This is a genomic window from Bacillus sp. DNRA2 (genome assembly GCF_012843265.1).
Taxonomy (GTDB): Bacteria; Bacillota; Bacilli; order Bacillales; family Cytobacillaceae; genus Bacillus_BU.
The window spans coordinates 19,069-36,143 of record NZ_JABAIT010000008.1 but is presented as its reverse complement, the minus strand read 5'-3'; the positions used below and the strand labels follow the sequence as shown (position 1 = coordinate 36,143).

Genomic DNA, 17,075 nt, shown 5'->3' with positions numbered 1-17,075 from the left:
CTTCTTTGTTATTTTGCCTGCTGAATTTCATTTTTTTTGCTAATGTTGTGCTTTTGTAATAATCCCACAATTGTATTCAGTGATTCCAAATCTTCGATGACAATAAAATTTGGCTGAGTAAATGTATTCTTAACATCAAAGCTCAATTTATAAGCATTATTCACACGTGAATCTAACCCATATAAATCATGCCAACGGATGATTTGCTCAACCTGATAGTGTTTTACTTGGGTAAATGAATGATATTTTCCGTTTAACACAAGTCCATTTTGACAAATATAGAAATTGCCAGGATGGTGAATGGCACTTATCGCAACACAGAAAAAATAGATAAGGTTTAAAAATTCCGACTGAAACCAGTCAGTCACTAAGGCCAACGTGAATAAACCGGAAAATAATATGATAACAAGCACGGTCCCCCAATTAACGAGGCGATAGGACCTAGAATGTTTTGTGAGTGGCTGCATTTCCTTCCATTCCGCAGGAATCAGAATTTTGGCTAATTCCTCTTTTGGTTGTGGAAAAATGGCATCCTTGGAAGCTTCAACTGCTTTCTTCAGATTTATTCGATACCAAAGTATGTAGTACATGCCGACAATAAATAGAGTAATAAATAAAATATTTAGGATAATACTATATTCCCCCTTTCGTTAGTTGTTTAGCTTTTATAATTTACCTATATATTCCATTATACCAATATATGGAGGTGCTGGTCAGGATTTTATAATAAAAACAGCCAGAATAATTGGCTGTTTTCAATTCATTGTAATTCTCAATATCTAAATGCATATAATTCTCTATTTAAATCTTTCGTTTGCTGATAAATTAATTGATAGAGTGAGAATAACTTTTTATATTTTTCAACATTCTCAGGCATTGGTACAAACGTTTTCACGGTATGCGAAAACAAATCTACACACTCCTTTAAAGATGTGTACCAGCCACAGCCGTAGGCAGCGATTATTGCTGCGCCTACTCCTGGACCTTGCTCCGAAGCTAGCTTGTGAATCTTCGCATTGAAGATATCTGCTTGAATTTGCAGCCATTCGTCATTTTTCGCTCCACCACCAATGGAAATGATTGAATCAATCTTCTTCCCACTTTCACGAAAAATTTCGATGCTCTCATTTAAAGAAAAAGTAATACCTTCTATTACAGCACGAACAAAATCAATCATTTTATGCCTAGAATCCATACCGATAAAGCTTGCTCTAATCTGGGCATCGGCATGTGGAGTTCGTTCCCCAACGATATAAGGGGTAAACAGTAACCCGTTAGCACCAACAGGTACTTCTTCGATTCCATCGAGTAAATCAGAAAAATTCTCATGGGCTGCGAACGTATCTTTAAACCAACTTAATGCAAAGCCTGCTGCAAGTGTGACACCCATCGTATAATACGCATTTTGTTTGCCATGATTAAAATAGTGTACTTTCCCTTGAAAATCATGTTGTGAACTACTTTCATAGGATAGGAGGACACCTGAAGTCCCAATGCTACACAAAGTGTTTCCTTCCTCTAATACCCCTGAACCTATTGCGCCACATGCATTGTCAGCTCCACCTGCGAACACTTTAGTCTCAACAGATAAACTGGTTTGTTCTGCTATTTGTCTAGTAATCGTACCAACACAGTGATGCGACTCGACCAATGGCGGGCAAAGCCGAATATCAACTCCTACAGCATCACAAATCTCCTTGCTCCATTGCTTTTCGGCTACATCTAATAAGAGGGTCCCCGCAGCATCTGAATACTCACTATGCAATTTTCCAGTTAATCGATATCTTAAATAATCTTTTGGTAATAAAAAGAGCGCAGCTTGCTCAAAAACATTTGGCTCATGCTCCTTTACCCACAAGATTTTTGGTAAAGTAAACCCTTCAAGAACGGGATTTTTCGTTATTTCTAATAATGTTTTCGTTCCAACAAGCCGTTTGATTTTTTCACACTGTTCCGTTGTTCTTGTATCATTCCAGAGAATTGCATTTCGGAGCACTCGATGCGCTTCATCCAACAACACCAACCCATGCATTTGTCCTGAAAAACTAATCCCTTCTATTTGGTTTGGAGCTAATGTGGACGCCTTAAATAATTCTTGTAACGCAGCTACGGTTTTTTTAACCCATTCCTCGGGGTTTTGTTCACTATAACCTGGCTTGTCCTGAATTAATGGATATGTTTTGGAGACTTCACCACAAATTTTACCGTTCTGATTTACTAATATCACTTTAACCGAACTAGTCCCCAGGTCTATCCCTATACAATATTTCACTGTGATCACCCTATCGCTTTGGTAGAGTTTCTTATTATCAAGCTTGTATCAAATACGACCGACTGCAGTTGATTAGCCTGCTTTGATGTTTTTCCTTTTTTTATGATTTCTAAAATCTTTTGTGCCGCAACTTTTCCTAACTCGCTTTTAGGATGTTCAATCGTGGTCAGTTTGACTTCTGTTATTTCTGCTAGAAATGAATTGTCAAAACCGACAACGGAGATATCCTCTGGAATGTTCATGTCCTTTTGCCTTAAAATGTCTAACAAGCGCATGACCAACTCATCGTTGTAACAAACCAATCCAGTCGGTTGCTCTGTCCCACTATCAAGCATCGCTTTTAAACATTCGGCAGGTTTTGTTAATTTCTCAGAGGTGGAATATGTAATAATATTCTTGGAATTAATTGATAGCCCATGGTCTCTAAGTGCTTTAATATAACCCTTCATTCGCTTTACGCCTTGTAAATCATCCGTTTTAAAAAATCCAGCAATCCTTTTATGACCAAGCTTAATTAAATGCTCAGTTTGTAAATAACCACCCTTTTCATCATCAATCACCACGCTAATTGGTTCAAGCTCTTCGTAAAAAGCATTAATCATAATATAAGGAATTCCGATTGATTCAAGATGTAAATAATAATTAATATTTGGATTAAGTGTAGCACTCATAGTTGCTTCAATAATAACCCCATCAAAACGTTGGGTGATGATTGCTTCTAATATCCGCCGTTCTTGATCATGATCATTATTCGTACTAAAAAGACTTACCTGATAGCCTTCCTGGCTAATTTCTGCTTCGGCTCCCCTAATGATGGATGGAAAAATATAATCAGATATATAGGTCGTAATAATAGCAATCTTCTTTTGCGGAATTTCAGCACTTTCTGCTTTATGAATTGTTCGATTGGAACAATATGTACCCGCACCTCGTTCGGTATAAAGCCAGCCCTCTTTCACTAGTTCGCCGATGGCGATACGAACTGTGTGGCGGCTAACTTTAAATAGCTTCATTAATTCACTTTCAGAAAGGATTTTTTGATTAGGGACGTATGTTCCATCTAGTATTTTGGATCTAATCCAACCTTTAACTTTATTGTATTTAGTCTCTGTCACGAACCTGCACCTCGATGTCCTTTTAGTAAGCATTCGCTTATTCGTACAACTATTGTATAACGATTAGAGTACATTATGCCATGCTTAACTAAATGACCGGAATGGTTTCTATTTTCTTATTTTCCAATACATTTCATTCAATTTTAATTCTTGTCTTAGCTGCCTAATATCGGTGTCCTGATCTATGATTATACATTCAATATCTAGCATCTCTGCAAAATCAAACAGCTGATCTTTTGTAACCGATAATGAGAACACTGAATGATGAGAACCACCCGAATATATCCAGGCTTCAGTTGCTGTCGTAAGAGATGGAATCGGCCTCCAGAATACCTTAGCAACTGGAAGGTTTGGCGTCAGCTCCTCGGATTGCACCGCAATAATTTCATTCACTACCAGTCGAAAGCGTCCACCCATGTCTACAAGCGAAACCACATAGCCTAACCCTGATTTTCCGTCAAAAATAAGTCTTGCTGGGTCTTCTTTATTACCGATACTTAAAGGCTGTACGACAAGTTTTGGTGTTTCTGTAGCAATGGATGGGCAAACCTCTAACATATGAGAGCCCAAAGTCATCTCATTTTCGGGATTTAAATGGTATGTATAATCTTCAATAAATGATGTATTTTGGTTATGAGTTAATATTTTTATCAAACGTGTCAGTGCTGCCGTCTTCCAATCACCTTCTGCAGCGAAGCCGTAACCTTCAGCCATTAATCGTTGAACAGCCAGACCCGGTAATTGTTTCATTCCATGCAAGTCCTCGAAATTGGTTGTAAATGCGTTATAGTCGCCTTCCTCCAAAAATGCCCTTAATCCTAATTCGATTCGAGCCTGTTCTTTAATCGAGTCCTGAAGCGGGCCAGGCTGAAGATACACTTCATCCATTACATACAACTTTTGATATTCATAAAAAAGTTCTTCAACCTGAGTTTTGGAAATTGTGTTTATTTTATCGACTAAATCACCAATTCCATAGTAATCTAAGGTCCAGCCAAATTTAATGTGCGCTTCTAACTTATCTCCATCTGTTACAGCCACAGTTCGCATAATATCGCCGAATCGGGCTACGCGAATGTGTCCGCTTTCAAAAACAGCTACTGCTGTCTTCATCCAATCACCCATCTTTTTCTGGGTCAACTCCTGCTCCCAATAACCGAAAATCACTTTCCTAGGCAGCATTAAACGAGTAACAGTATAGCCATATTCACGATCACCATGTGCTGATTGGTGTAAATTCATATAGTCCATATCAATTGAATCCCAAGGAATATCCCGAATAAACTGAGTATGGAAGTGAAGCAACGGTTTTTGTAGTTTTGACAAACCAGTAATCCACATTTTCCCTGGTGAAAATGTGTGCATCCAAGTAACCAACCCCGCACATTCTTCATGATAATTTGCAGTGAGAATGAGTTGGTCAACTTCTTTTGCGTTGGTTAACACACCTTTAAACACCAAGTTATAGGGAAGATGTCCATTTTTGTTTAATGTTTCGACAATCACTTTTGAATTAATTTCTACCTCACTCAAAACATCTTCACCATAAAGCTGCTGACTACCGGTAACAAACCAAAACTGATATGGCTTTACGCGTATCATGTGAACCTCCCAATGTCTCGAAGAAATGTCATTATTCAGGTTCAGGTGCCGATTTTCGAAGGGACATTAGCACCTTCATTACATCATTTTCACCTCGACCGAAATAATCATGTAATCTTTTGTATTCCGCAAATAGTTTATCATAGATTACAGCATTTTCAGCGATGGGTTTAATCACATCATCCTTTACACGAGCCATCTTCCTAGCTGCCTCTAAAATGGTGTTATATCCCCCTGTTGCTTTTCCTGCTGCTACTGCAGCAAACATTGCTGCACCGAGGGCTGGTGTTTGCTTTGACGCAGCAATTTTGATAGGCAAATTTGTTACATCAGAAAATATCTGCATGAGCAACCGATTTTTTTGTGGTAAACCTCCACACGCATATAGTTCGTTAATCAAGATTCCATTTTGGTTAAAAGAATCGACGATCATTCTTGTACCGAATGCTGTCGCTTCAAGTAAAGCTCGATATACTTCTTCTGGTTTCGTATGCAGTGACATTCCTAATAACATTCCACTTAACTGAGTGTCGACTAAAACAGAGCGATTACCATTCCACCAATCCAAAGCAAGTAATCCCGTTTCACCAGGCTTATACTGGGAAGCTTTATGTTCTAAATACTGATGTACGGACAAGTTGTGGCGTTTTGCTTCAACTTTTGCATACTCAGGCACAGCTTCTTCAACAAACCATGCAAATATATCACCCACCGCAGATTGTCCTGCTTCATAGCCAAATAATCCAGGGATGATTCCGTCCTCAACAACACCACACATCCCTTCAACTTCACGTTCTACTTGTCCGAGAACCATATGACAAATCGAAGTACCCATTGCCATTACTAATTTCCCCGGCTCTACTACTCCTACTGCAGGTACAGCAGCATGAGCATCTACATTACCAACGGCAACTGAGATCCCTGCTGGAAGACCCATCATCTGAGCCATTTCGATTGTTAGCGATCCTGCTTTTGTTCCTAATGGGACAACATCGCCTCTGAGCTTCGTCGTGCGAAAATTCCCTAGACGCGAATCTAAAGCTTGGAAAAACGCTTCGCTTGGGTAGCCCTCCTGTTTATGCCAAATTGCTTTATAGCCTGCTGTGCAACTATTTCGCAACAAGACCCCTGTTAATTGCGATATGACCCAATCAGTCGCCTCAACAAACTTATCTGTTACTTCATAAATATCTGGTGCCTCATTTAAGATTTGCCATACCTTGGCAATCATCCATTCTGATGAGATTTTTCCACCATACCTTTGTAAAAATCGTTCTCCTCGCCGTGCTGCAATTTCATTAAGTTTATTCGCTTCTGGTTGTGCAGCATGATGTTTCCATAGCTTTACCCAACTATGTGGATTTCTTCTATATTCCTCCAATATACATAATGGAACATTTAATTCGTTCACAGGCAACATCGTACATGCTGTAAAATCAATCCCAATTCCAATTACATCTAGAGGGTTGATACCAGATTCATTCAATACAGCCGGAACTGAGAATTTCAATACGTCAAGATAATCATTTGGATGCTGAAGCGCCCATTCATGGCCTAACTGAATGTCCGTGTCTGGTAACACCCTATCAATCACACCGTGACGATAAAGAGTAACATGATCACAAATTTCCCTACCATCAACAAGAGATACCAAAACTGCCCGTCCTGATTGAGTCCCATAATCAATTCCGATCGTGTATTTTGTCATCCCGGTTTCCCCCCTACACATCGATGACTGGGATCCGTTTAATTCTAACATCGGTAAAGATATCTTCTTCATCTGTACTTCTGGTTGAAAATTCTGAAACTACTGCACCTTCACTCCCTGCTTTAAACCAATGAAGTGTGTTAGGATGAATAGTGTATTGATCTCCCGCATGTAAAACAATTTCCTTGTATGCAGTGTAATATTTCTCGTCGCCACGTGGTGGTTCCACTTTTCGATTTGGCGTTGGTTCACCTTCTACAAATAAATACACAGTTCCATATCTGCAGCGAAACGTTTCTTCTTTTCCTTCATCAAAAGCTCGTTTTGGATGGCGGTGTTCCGGACAAGTTTGGTGTGGGATGAGAGCAAGCTCTTTGGCACAAACTTTGTCAGTGTTCACATAAGTAATTAGTTGCAAACCCGTTTCTTCAACATGGTTCAAACCGAAGTCAGCAACCTCAATGTTTTCCTGTTCCTTTTCTGTCACAATAATATTTGCTTTAAAAAATAATTCAATTGCTCGCGCTCTCATTCTTTGATCATCATTTAAATTCATATTGAACCACTCCTATCATCTGAGGTTTTCAAATCAACCATGAACATTGATTTTGTTGTTTTGAAAGATTTCCATTGCTTTTTTAACATCTTTTTTCATCGCAATTTTGGCAACGGTCGTTATGTCGTGATAGAAATACTTTTCGTTTTGTTCGATAAAATCCTTCACTGCCTTTGCACCAGCGAGTGCAGAATAGCTATAATAATTTATTTTTCTCACACCATTATTGATGGCTGAACGATAATCTGCTTCGCTTAATCCGGACCCTCCGTGCATGACAACCGGTCTTTTAATATTTTTATGAATAGCTCGCAGCCGTTCAAAATCCAATTTAGGTTCTGTCATATAAATTCCATGAACAGTGCCAAATGAAGCTGCCAATGCATCCGTCCCAGTTCTTTCTACAAAATCTTTGGCAATAAGCGGATCCGTGTACAAATCACCCACTTCTACTACTTCGGAGCGTTCCGTATCTTCACCACCTAGTCCCGAAGAGGTCATGACCCCTAATTCAGCCTCTACAGAAACCTTGCGCGCTTGAGCATATGCCACTACTTCCTTCACAATTTTGATATTATCCTCATAGTTTAGATGTGAAGCATCGATCATCACCGAGCTAAACCCTAAACCAATAGCTGTTTTTACTATGTCTAAATTAGAGCCATGATCAAGATGGACAGCAACAGGAATACTAGCTCTCTTGGCAAAATCAACCAAAATCGGCCCGATAATTTCAATTGGAACTAAATCATTATGGACCTCAGCATGGGATAAAATAACAGATACCTGCAATTCCTCAGCAGCTTCAATCACGGCTCTTACAGACTCCAACGTCGGACAATTAAACGCTCCAACTGCATAATTGCCTGCTTGTGCATTATGTAACAATTCGTTCAAAGAAACTAACATGGCTTCCTCCCTATATTTCGATTGGTTCTCGTTTTTGGTAGTCGTTGTACATCGATATGAGTTCATCATATTGCTTTATCCCAGAGGTACTGTCTTCTGCAAACAAAGACGAAGCAGCTGCAGCCGTGCCAAGCTTCATTGCGCTCTCAAGATCCATCTCTTTAAGCGCACCATATAATACACCTGAAACATAAGCATCACCTGCACCAACTGTTCCCTTTATCATTTTATTTGATAATAATATTGATGGAACACTATATACAGATTTGCCATCAAACCCAAAGCTTCCCTCTGGTGTATGAATCACGACCCAGTCTTCGACGCCAAAATCCATAAGTTTATAGAGAACCTGTTTAATATATTGATTATTAAGCTTACCTGCACCGTCTCTTAAACTAATCCCCACGGTTTTACCAGCTTCAAGCTCGTTAATGACGCAATAATTTGTGTATTTTAAACTTGGTGGTACAAGTTGTTGATATCGATTACTATTTTCGCTCACAATATCAATCGAAGTCTTGATACCTTTATCTTGCGCATGACATAATACTTTTGCTAACTTCGTTCCATACACAGGATCTAGTTGGTCAAGACCATCCAGCAGCAGAATATAGGCAATATGTAGTATTTTTGCGTTTAACTTAGTAAAGTCTATCGAATTCTCATCAAAAAAACGCGAATTCCCGCGGAAAGTAAAAAATGTCCGACTATGGTCTGTAACGTCTTGGTAAACATCAGTAAAAGGTGTTTCTCCAACGATTTTTACCTGACTTAAATCGATATTTTGATAGCTTCCCAATCTTTCATTTAAAAATAAACCTTTGTCATCAGCACCAATAAGTGTAATCACCTCAACCTGTAAATTCGGGTCAATTTTTGACAAGGCGACTGAACAATTAGAGACTGCCCCGCCGATAGAGCGGCTTACACTTTGAATGGTTGTCAGTTCAGAGGAATGAGGAAATTTTGCTATTTGTTTGATTTCATCAACTGCAATAGTTCCGGCGATTGCAATTCCCGGTTCCAAAAAATCACCCACTTTTATGCTTTACGTTTTTTAATCACATCAGCATAAACTGCAACTAGAATAACAATTCCTTTGACGATATATTGCCAAAACGAACTAACTCCCATCAGGTTTAGGCCGTTACTTAAAATTCCAATAATAAGTGCACCGATTACCGTCCCGCCAATTTTACCGGAACCACCGGTCATACTAGTTCCGCCTAATACAACCGCGGCAATTGCATCTAATTCTGCTCCGTTCCCTGCAGTAGGTTGCCCAGAGAACATCCGTGAAGCTAGCACAATCCCTGCTACAGATGCCATTAATCCACTAAAAGTGTAAGCGAAAAATTTTACCTTCTTAATATTAATTCCGGCGAATTTTGCCGCCTCAGCATTTCCACCTACTGCATACATGTAACGGCCTAGCTTTGTTTTGTTCATTATTAAATAACAAATTAACAGGATAATAAGTAAGTACACGACTGGCATTGGAATGACGCCACCAAGATAGCCAGAACCAAGATAGTTAAATGAGTCAGACATTACACGAACCGGCTTACCATCAGTTAAAACGTAAGCTGCACCACGGGCAATATTCATCGTCGCCAAAGTCACAATAAACGGAGGAATAACAGTTGTCGCAACGACATAACCGTTCATCGCTCCTACTAGAATACCGACTGCAAATCCAGCGGCTACTGCAAGATAAACGGGTGCTCCGAATTGAGCAATAAGGGCGGTTGTCACAACCCCCACAACGGCCATAATCGAACCAACTGATAGGTCAATGCCACCCAAAATAATGATCATCGTCATCGCAAGAGCTAAATATAGGTTTGTAGATGTTTGTCGCAATACATTTAGGAGATTGTTAGAGGTCAAAAAATTAGGGTTAATAACCGAAATGACAATACACAAAACTATTAGACCTAACATAATCCCCAAATTATGACGCACAAAATCTTTAATCCCAATACCGACATTTTGAACAAATCCGCTATGCTTTTTTTCTGTTAAACTAATAGCTTGAGCCATATTAATTACCCCCAGTAGCGTAATGCATAATTGCTTCTTGACTAAAGCGGTCTTTATTTAAAATACTTTGGATTTTCCCTTTACACATAACCGCAACTCGGTCGCTCATATTAATAACTTCAGGCAGCTCCGAACTAATCATGATAATTGAAACACCCTCTTTTACTAATTGGTTCATAATCGTATAGATTTCCGCTTTTGCACCAACATCGACACCTCGGGTCGGCTCATCAAGAATTAATACGCGCGGTTTAGTTGCTAACCATCTGGAAATTAAAACCTTTTGCTGATTTCCACCGCTTAAATTACCAACTTCTTGATCAGCGCTAGGTGTTTTGATTGACAATTCCTTTATATAATTATTGGTTTCATTATTTTCAATTTTAGAATCGACTCGGAAAAACTTCATAAATTTGTCCAAGATTTTAATGGTTGTGTTGTATCGAACAGACTGAATTAAAAATAAGCCTTCTTCTTTTCGATTCTCCGTTACGTAGGCAATTCCATTTTTCATCGCATCATTTGGATTTTTTATTTTTGCCTTTTCACCATTTACAAAAATTTCTCCTTTTTCAAATGGATCTAGTCCAAAAATACATTTCATCAATTCTGATCTTCCTGCTCCGACTAATCCTGCAAAACCAAGGATTTCACCTTTCCTTAGTTCAAAACTAGCATTTTCCAAAACACCTTTTCGGGTTAAGTTCTTCACCTTAAGGATGGATTCACCTGCAGTAGTAAAGTCTCTTACATAATAGTTCGTTAGTTCGCGCCCAACCATCATCGCAATCAATTTTTCATGTGTAGTTTCTTTTGTTTTGACCGTTCCAATATAAGCACCATCCCGGAGAACGGTAATTCGGTCTGATATCTCAAATAATTCATTCATTCTGTGTGAAATATAAACCATTCCAACGCCCTGCGCTTTTAAATTTCGGATCGTACTAAATAAAAATTGAACCTCTTTTTCGGTTAATGAAGAGGTTGGTTCGTCCATCACAATGATTTTAGAATGAAATGAAACCGCTTTAATAATTTCAATCATTTGTTGCTGGGCAACATTAAGTTCTTTGATGAGTGTTCTCGATGATAAAGCAAGTCCAAAATCATTTAAAAACTGCTGGGCATTGTCATCCATTGTATATTTGTCAATTAATCCTGTTTTAGTAACAGGCTCTCGACCTAAGTAAATATTTTCGGCAATTGATAAATAAGGGACTAAACAAATTTCTTGGTGGATAATACTAATCCCATGTTTTTGAGCATCCTTAACTCCGTTGATTTGCACTTCCTGTCCTTCGATGAAAATTTTTCCTTCGTCGATGCTGTAAATGCCACTTAATATTTTCATGAGCGTCGACTTCCCAGCACCATTCTCACCTAAAAGCGCATGAACTTCTGCGCGCTCCAGTTCAAAATCGACTCCCTTTAAAGCATAAACACCAGGGAATCGTTTATTAACACCACTCATTTCCAACAGTTTGCCGCTCATATTCTCCACCTCGTTAAATATAAAGGGTGACTCATATGTGTTTTGCCCTAATTGAACTTGCATTTCCAGCAGTGAGTTGTTTCTCACTATGAAATGTAAGTCTTAGCAGAAAACCTATGTATTGAGCCACCCACTATAATCTAAACCATTATGAATAAAATATTATTGCCATCCATCTGTGCCATATTCAGCTACATTATCTTTGTTAATGAGGAATGTTTCTACTGGCGTTCTCTTTTCGTATTTCTCTTTATTTAATACTTTGTAGGCCACTTCAACTGATTTAACACCTATTTGGATTGGTGATTGTGCACCTGATCCAACAAACATTCCACCTTCAGCGATTGCGGCTTTCGCATCTGGAGATCCGTCTACACCGTAAATAGCAATATCTGTTTTGTTAGCAGCTTTTGCAGCAGCTAAAGCACCTAATGCAGTAGGGTCATTTCCGCCCATTATGGCGATTACATTTTGATGTGCTTGAAGGATATCCTCAGTTAAATCAAGTGCTGTTTCTAAATCGCCTTTTGCATCTTGTTGTGCAACAACTTTAAGTTTTGACCCTTTGATCGCTTCCTCAAATCCAGCGATTCTATCATTGACTGAATTCATTGTTGGGCTATCTAAGATGACAATTTCTCCACCATCAGGAAATCTTTTTACAAGGTCTTGACCACAAACACGACCTGCATTTTTGTTATCGGAACCTACATATGCAGTCACATAATCAAAATCTTTTACTTCTGTGTCATAGTTGATAATTGGAATTCCTGCTTCTTCAAGCATAACAAGAGCTGGGCGAATTCCTTCCCAATCAACTGGGTTTAAGAAAATGGCATCAATTCCTTGAGAAATCATATCTTCAATTTGGTTAATTTGCAGTGCAACGTCCATAGCCGGATTGGTTGTAATAAGTTTGTCGCCATTTGCTTCAACTTCCTTACGAATAGACTCTTCAAGGATTTGGAAGAAAGGATTGTTTTGGGTCATTGATGTATACCCAAAGACAATTTGATCATCCTTGGCTTTCTTCTCACCAGGACTTTTGGCATTTTCTTTCCCGTTACACGCAGCTAATCCCAACATCAGGACTGCAACCAACATTAAAGAAATAAATTTTTTCAATGTACTGCCCCCTCTAACCATTTGTAATTTTTATATTAGAATCACAGAGTCGTGATTTAATATCGATAACCTAATGAGTTTAAATAACGAGCATAAAGCGTTTACACTATTTAAAAGTGACATACTATTATGCCGTTAATTTCTAAATAGTGTAACATTATCAGGTTCACAAGCACATTATATATATGTACGTATAAGTTGACAATAGAATTATTTAAATATATTGTATTTGTCACAATTCAGACGAACTTATCAGCATATATTTCTTATAAACAACGTAAAAACCCCTGAATTAAAGCGATATAAATCACTTTAATTTTCATTTTATTAATTATTATCCTGAATTATTTGTCCGTATAATTATATCAACATAATAAATATTTATGATTCTATAAGCACAAAAAAGAAGCGGATTACCCGCTCCTTTTTATATTGCATATTGTATTCAAATAAAGTTTTTTAGGAATAAGCGCACAACATCTGCAGCCCCAATAAACGTACCTAACGAGCTGCCAAGATTTGCGAATACAACAACTAGTAATACCCTAGTTACTTTGTTGTGCCAGAACCCCTTAAAGCTAAACACATCCTCTGCCAAGTTTTCAAAATCTCGAACACTCGGGCGACTAAAATATGCCTGTACAATTCCAGCAAACCATCCAGCGGCGGTAATTGGATCTAGGGCTGTGATTGGTGCTGCGACAAATGCTGTTAATATAGCAAGCGGATGACCAAAGGCTAACGCAGTACCAAGCGCTGAGAACGTTCCATGGAAAAGGATCCAACTCATCGTTTGTTGCATCCCCACCTCAGGATTCGTCACAAAAGTATAGACTATCATTGAGATAATGATGATTGGAATAAGCCAACCAATGTATTTCGGAAAACTTGACTTTGCCGGGAGTTCATTGAGTTGCCTTAAATCGTGATCCTGTTTGATTTCCTCTTTAATCCCTGGTACATGGGCTGCTCCAAGCACAGCGACAACCTTTGGACCTTTAGCTTCTTTAATTTTTTGAGATAAGTATTGATCTCGTTCGTCGATTAAGGGCTTTTTCAATCGCGGGAATGCTTCCGTGAATTCACTTAAAACTGCATTAATCGTATCTTGGTTTTTCATTTTTTCCAGTTCTTCTTCAGTAATTTTTTCGTTACTAAAGACACTGGCGATGACTTGAGCAAGTAACATCATTTTGCCTTTAAATCCGACGTTACCCCAAATTCTTGAAAAGGTTGTTTGAATATTTCGGTCTGCTAAAACGAGTTCTGCACCCGTATCTTTCGCTGATTGAATACCTTGAATCATTTCTTGACCAGCATTAATTCCAAATTGATTAGCAATTCGTTTTTGAAAGGAAGATAAAGCAAGATTCATTAATAATAACGGAGCTTTCTTTTCTTTGATGACTTTAAAAATGTCAGTGTCCTTCCACTTGTTTCCGTCAACAATGGATTGATATCGCTGTTCATCCAGTTCGACGCAAACGGAGTCAGGTTGTTCCGCTTCAATTACTTCTTTGACGAGCTCTGCGCTGTTTTTTGAAACATGAGCAGTACCAATTAAGATAAATTCTTTGCCGTCAAGCTCGATTCTAGTTATGTTTTCATTTTCAACAGACATGTGTTACCTTCCTTTATAGCTTTCTATTTCTAAATAGAAACAATTGTTGTTTATTTTTTCTATTATACATTAATTTGGTGTCGAAATACCTAAATCGATGTCTGTGTTCTTAAATTGTTTTTATTTTTATTGGAAGAGTTCAGTAACTGCTTTTTGTAATTCTTTTAATAAAGGGAAAGTTTCAGAATTCCCCATACTATCAACCAGACTTTGATAGTACCAATCCTGCTGTTCCTTCCCCGCATTAAAACGTGTCCATACGGTTTCACCTTCCCGCTCAATGTCATCAATGATTGAGCGAACATTATGCAACTTGTCTGCACATGCAACAGCACGAACATTCGGTGAAGCTGTTTTCAAAAATTGTATCGTATGCACCTTTCTTTCATGCCAGGATAGAGATTTATCTGGCTCTGAGCAGCCCATAACAATCTCTGCAATTGTTTTGCCAAACTCCGCTTCAATTTCATCTACGGAAACATTGGTATCCTCAATTGTGTCATGTAATATCCCTGCAGCGACCACCTCATCACCGTAGCCCGCTTTCAATAATATCATGCCCACAGCTATAGGATGTGTAATATATGGGATTTTTGTTCCCTTGCGATATTGATGCTCATGAGCGATGCTAGCTATTTGTAATGCCTTATCAATTAAATCCATCTCATAACCTCTCCTTTATTTTACTCAGTACGATTATCTTAATTATAGTAACAGGAAGCTGCTACATAGTCTCAAAATGAATCATTTTCATCCGATTTGAATGGTTTTACTCAATTGATTGAATTTCTGCAGTAATTTTGCTTAAATCTAGAGTAATGATTAATTTTACGAGAAAAGGAAACTAAAAATGGAACCATCAATTTCAGAACAACTACCATTACTATCTTTTGAGTTTGCTACTTCAACTGGACAAAAACAACCACTAACGTTTATTAATCCAGTTTATATTTTCGAAGCTTACACCGTAGATGAAGTAATTCCTTGCTTAAATAGTGTACAAGCTGAAGTCGAAAAAGGTTATTACGCTGCTGGTTTTTTATCATATGAAAGTGCACCGGCATTTCAACAAGGTATGAAGGTAAAAGCAGGCCACAAAATGCCACTGCTATGGTTTGGCATATATGATGAACCAATCAAAGACACTGTTAAAAGCCATGGATCTTATACACTATCTCATTGGAAATCTACTGTTTCAAAAGAGGAATATCATTATTCGATTCAGGCCATAAAAAATGCAATCGAACAAGGAGAAACGTATCAAACCAATTTCACCATTCGTTTAGAAGCGGACTTTGCTGGGGATGATTTAGCTTTTTATGAAAAATTAAAACACGGACAAGCCTCAAACTACTCGGCGTATCTCAATATCGGTAAATACAAAATTCTGTCCGCGTCTCCTGAGCTCTTTTTCCACCTAAACGGAAATATGATTACTACTCGGCCGATGAAAGGTACAATTCAGCGTGGTTACACTTTGGAACAAGATGAACTCAATTCAAATACCTTGTTTCATTCAAAGAAAAACCGTGCCGAAAATGTTATGATTGTTGATTTATTACGGAACGATTTAGGTATGGTTGCGGAGACAGGCTCGGTCAATGTATCAAAACTGTTTGAAATCGAGAAGTACCCTACTCTCCATCAAATGACTTCCACAATATGTGCAACTGTTGCAGAAAATCGAGGACTTATTGATATTTTTAAAGCAATTTTCCCATGCGGTTCGATTACTGGTGCTCCGAAACTTACGACGATGGCAATAATCTCTGAACTGGAAACATCTCCGCGTGAAGTGTACTGTGGTGCGATAGGCTATCTTACCCCAGAAAAAGAAGCAATCTTCAATGTTCCGATACGAACAGTCATCATTGATGAGGAGAATAGCAAAGCTGTTTATGGAGTCGGTGGTGGAATTACGTGGGATTCAACAACAACCGGAGAATATGAAGAAATCCTTACCAAAGCCCGTTTCCTTAAAGAGCATCCACCACAATTCGATTTGCTTGAAAGTCTGCTATTAGAGGATGGGGAATATTTCTTATTAGACCAGCATTTACGCCGTCTTGGTGACTCTGCCACTTATTTTAGCTACACATTTATTAACAATGACGTTAAACAAGGGTTAATTTCTTGTGCGCGGAAGCATCCCATTGGGAAATTTAAAGTACGTTTATTACTGTCAAAAAGTGGAGGTTTCAAAATTGAAACAGAAAAAATCAAGCCTATTTCTACACCAATCAAAATTGTTTTAGCCATGCAACCTATAGAAAGGTCCCAGCACTTTTTATATCACAAAACCACTTACCGAGACATATACACAAACTTTCAGAGACTAAAACCTCAGCATGCCTTTGATGTATTATTATGGAATGAAGCTGATGAATTAACTGAATTTACCAATGGTAATATTGTTGTCGAGTTGGGTGGAAAGCTTTGGACACCGCCAGTTGAATCTGGATTGCTAGGAGGTACTTTTCGAAATACACTGGTTCAAAGCGGTAAAATTCATGAGAAAGTAATTTACAAAAACGAACTTATAAATGCAACAACAATTTGGTTTATCAATAGTGTACGTAAATGGCTGGAAGTGGAATTACTGTAACTTAAACAAGTAACGGAATAGTGTTAA

At 38.3% G+C, this 17,075-nt stretch carries 14 protein-coding genes; 1 reads left to right on the top strand and 13 read right to left on the bottom strand.

What is annotated here, in order from left to right; all coding sequences use genetic code 11:
* Positions 1-8: 8 nt before the first annotated feature.
* From HHO41_RS08835 to HHO41_RS08775, 13 genes are all read right to left on the bottom strand, one after another.
* A complete protein-coding gene (locus HHO41_RS08835; RefSeq protein WP_169097597.1) occupies positions 9-590 on the bottom strand; it encodes a hypothetical protein in 582 nt (193 codons plus the stop codon).
* Between the two features lie 182 nt (positions 591-772).
* Positions 773-2,272 (bottom strand): xylulokinase, encoded by a 1,500-nt coding sequence (xylB, locus tag HHO41_RS08830; protein ID WP_169097595.1) that lies wholly within the window; start codon positions 2,270-2,272, stop codon positions 773-775.
* A gap of 5 nt (positions 2,273-2,277) precedes the next feature.
* Positions 2,278-3,387: a GntR family transcriptional regulator gene (locus tag HHO41_RS08825; protein WP_348981247.1), complete on the bottom strand. Its 1,110-nt coding sequence runs from the start codon at positions 3,385-3,387 to the stop codon at positions 2,278-2,280.
* A gap of 108 nt (positions 3,388-3,495) precedes the next feature.
* Complete coding sequence (gene araA, locus HHO41_RS08820) at positions 3,496-4,989, bottom strand: L-arabinose isomerase (RefSeq protein WP_169097591.1); 1,494 nt, start codon at positions 4,987-4,989, stop codon at positions 3,496-3,498.
* Positions 4,990-5,020: 31 nt separating this feature from the next.
* Positions 5,021-6,697, bottom strand: a complete 1,677-nt coding sequence (locus HHO41_RS08815) for a ribulokinase (protein ID WP_169097588.1) — start codon at positions 6,695-6,697, stop codon at positions 5,021-5,023.
* Positions 6,698-6,710: 13 nt separating this feature from the next.
* Complete coding sequence (locus HHO41_RS08810) at positions 6,711-7,253, bottom strand: D-lyxose/D-mannose family sugar isomerase (RefSeq protein WP_169097586.1); 543 nt, start codon at positions 7,251-7,253, stop codon at positions 6,711-6,713.
* 33 nt (positions 7,254-7,286) lie between these two features.
* The gene (locus HHO41_RS08805; protein ID WP_169097584.1) at positions 7,287-8,162 is read right to left on the bottom strand and encodes a class II fructose-bisphosphate aldolase; all 876 of its coding nucleotides are present in this window, start codon (positions 8,160-8,162) and stop codon (positions 7,287-7,289) included.
* A gap of 10 nt (positions 8,163-8,172) precedes the next feature.
* Positions 8,173-9,189, bottom strand: a complete 1,017-nt coding sequence (locus tag HHO41_RS08800) for a carbohydrate kinase family protein (protein ID WP_169097582.1) — start codon at positions 9,187-9,189, stop codon at positions 8,173-8,175.
* A 14-nt stretch (positions 9,190-9,203) separates the two neighbouring features.
* Positions 9,204-10,205, bottom strand: coding sequence for an ABC transporter permease (locus HHO41_RS08795; RefSeq protein WP_169097580.1), 1,002 nt, complete (start codon positions 10,203-10,205; stop codon positions 9,204-9,206).
* Position 10,206: 1 nt separating this feature from the next.
* Entirely contained in the window at positions 10,207-11,697 is a 1,491-nt protein-coding gene (locus HHO41_RS08790) for a sugar ABC transporter ATP-binding protein (RefSeq protein WP_169097578.1), read from the bottom strand.
* A gap of 162 nt (positions 11,698-11,859) precedes the next feature.
* A complete protein-coding gene (locus HHO41_RS08785; protein WP_248278408.1) occupies positions 11,860-12,822 on the bottom strand; it encodes a sugar ABC transporter substrate-binding protein in 963 nt (320 codons plus the stop codon).
* 445 nt (positions 12,823-13,267) lie between these two features.
* Positions 13,268-14,443: a TraB/GumN family protein gene (locus HHO41_RS08780; protein WP_169097575.1), complete on the bottom strand. Its 1,176-nt coding sequence runs from the start codon at positions 14,441-14,443 to the stop codon at positions 13,268-13,270.
* Between the two features lie 126 nt (positions 14,444-14,569).
* A complete protein-coding gene (locus HHO41_RS08775) occupies positions 14,570-15,106 on the bottom strand; it encodes an HD domain-containing protein (protein WP_169097573.1) in 537 nt (178 codons plus the stop codon).
* A gap of 187 nt (positions 15,107-15,293) precedes the next feature.
* Here HHO41_RS08775 and pabB point away from each other — a divergent pair, with 187 nt between their 5' ends.
* Positions 15,294-17,048, top strand: a complete 1,755-nt coding sequence (gene pabB / locus HHO41_RS08770) for an aminodeoxychorismate synthase component I (protein ID WP_169097571.1) — start codon at positions 15,294-15,296, stop codon at positions 17,046-17,048.
* Positions 17,049-17,075 lie beyond the last annotated feature (27 nt).

Excerpts from the sequence above, each read along its gene's own strand:
- HHO41_RS08795 (WP_169097580.1), bottom strand. The coding sequence starts at position 10,205 with ATGGCTCAAGCTATTAGTTTAACAGAAAAAAAGCATAGCGGATTTGTT.
- pabB (WP_169097571.1), top strand. The coding sequence starts at position 15,294 with ATGGAACCATCAATTTCAGAACAACTACCATTACTATCTTTTGAGTTT.
- HHO41_RS08835 (WP_169097597.1), bottom strand. The coding sequence starts at position 590 with ATGTACTACATACTTTGGTATCGAATAAATCTGAAGAAAGCAGTTGAA.
- HHO41_RS08810 (WP_169097586.1), bottom strand. The coding sequence starts at position 7,253 with ATGAATTTAAATGATGATCAAAGAATGAGAGCGCGAGCAATTGAATTA.
- HHO41_RS08780 (WP_169097575.1), bottom strand. The coding sequence starts at position 14,443 with ATGTCTGTTGAAAATGAAAACATAACTAGAATCGAGCTTGACGGCAAA.
- HHO41_RS08775 (WP_169097573.1), bottom strand. The coding sequence starts at position 15,106 with ATGGATTTAATTGATAAGGCATTACAAATAGCTAGCATCGCTCATGAG.
- HHO41_RS08790 (WP_169097578.1), bottom strand. The coding sequence starts at position 11,697 with ATGAGCGGCAAACTGTTGGAAATGAGTGGTGTTAATAAACGATTCCCT.
- HHO41_RS08805 (WP_169097584.1), bottom strand. The coding sequence starts at position 8,162 with ATGTTAGTTTCTTTGAACGAATTGTTACATAATGCACAAGCAGGCAAT.
- HHO41_RS08815 (WP_169097588.1), bottom strand. The coding sequence starts at position 6,697 with ATGACAAAATACACGATCGGAATTGATTATGGGACTCAATCAGGACGG.
- araA (WP_169097591.1), bottom strand. The coding sequence starts at position 4,989 with ATGATACGCGTAAAGCCATATCAGTTTTGGTTTGTTACCGGTAGTCAG.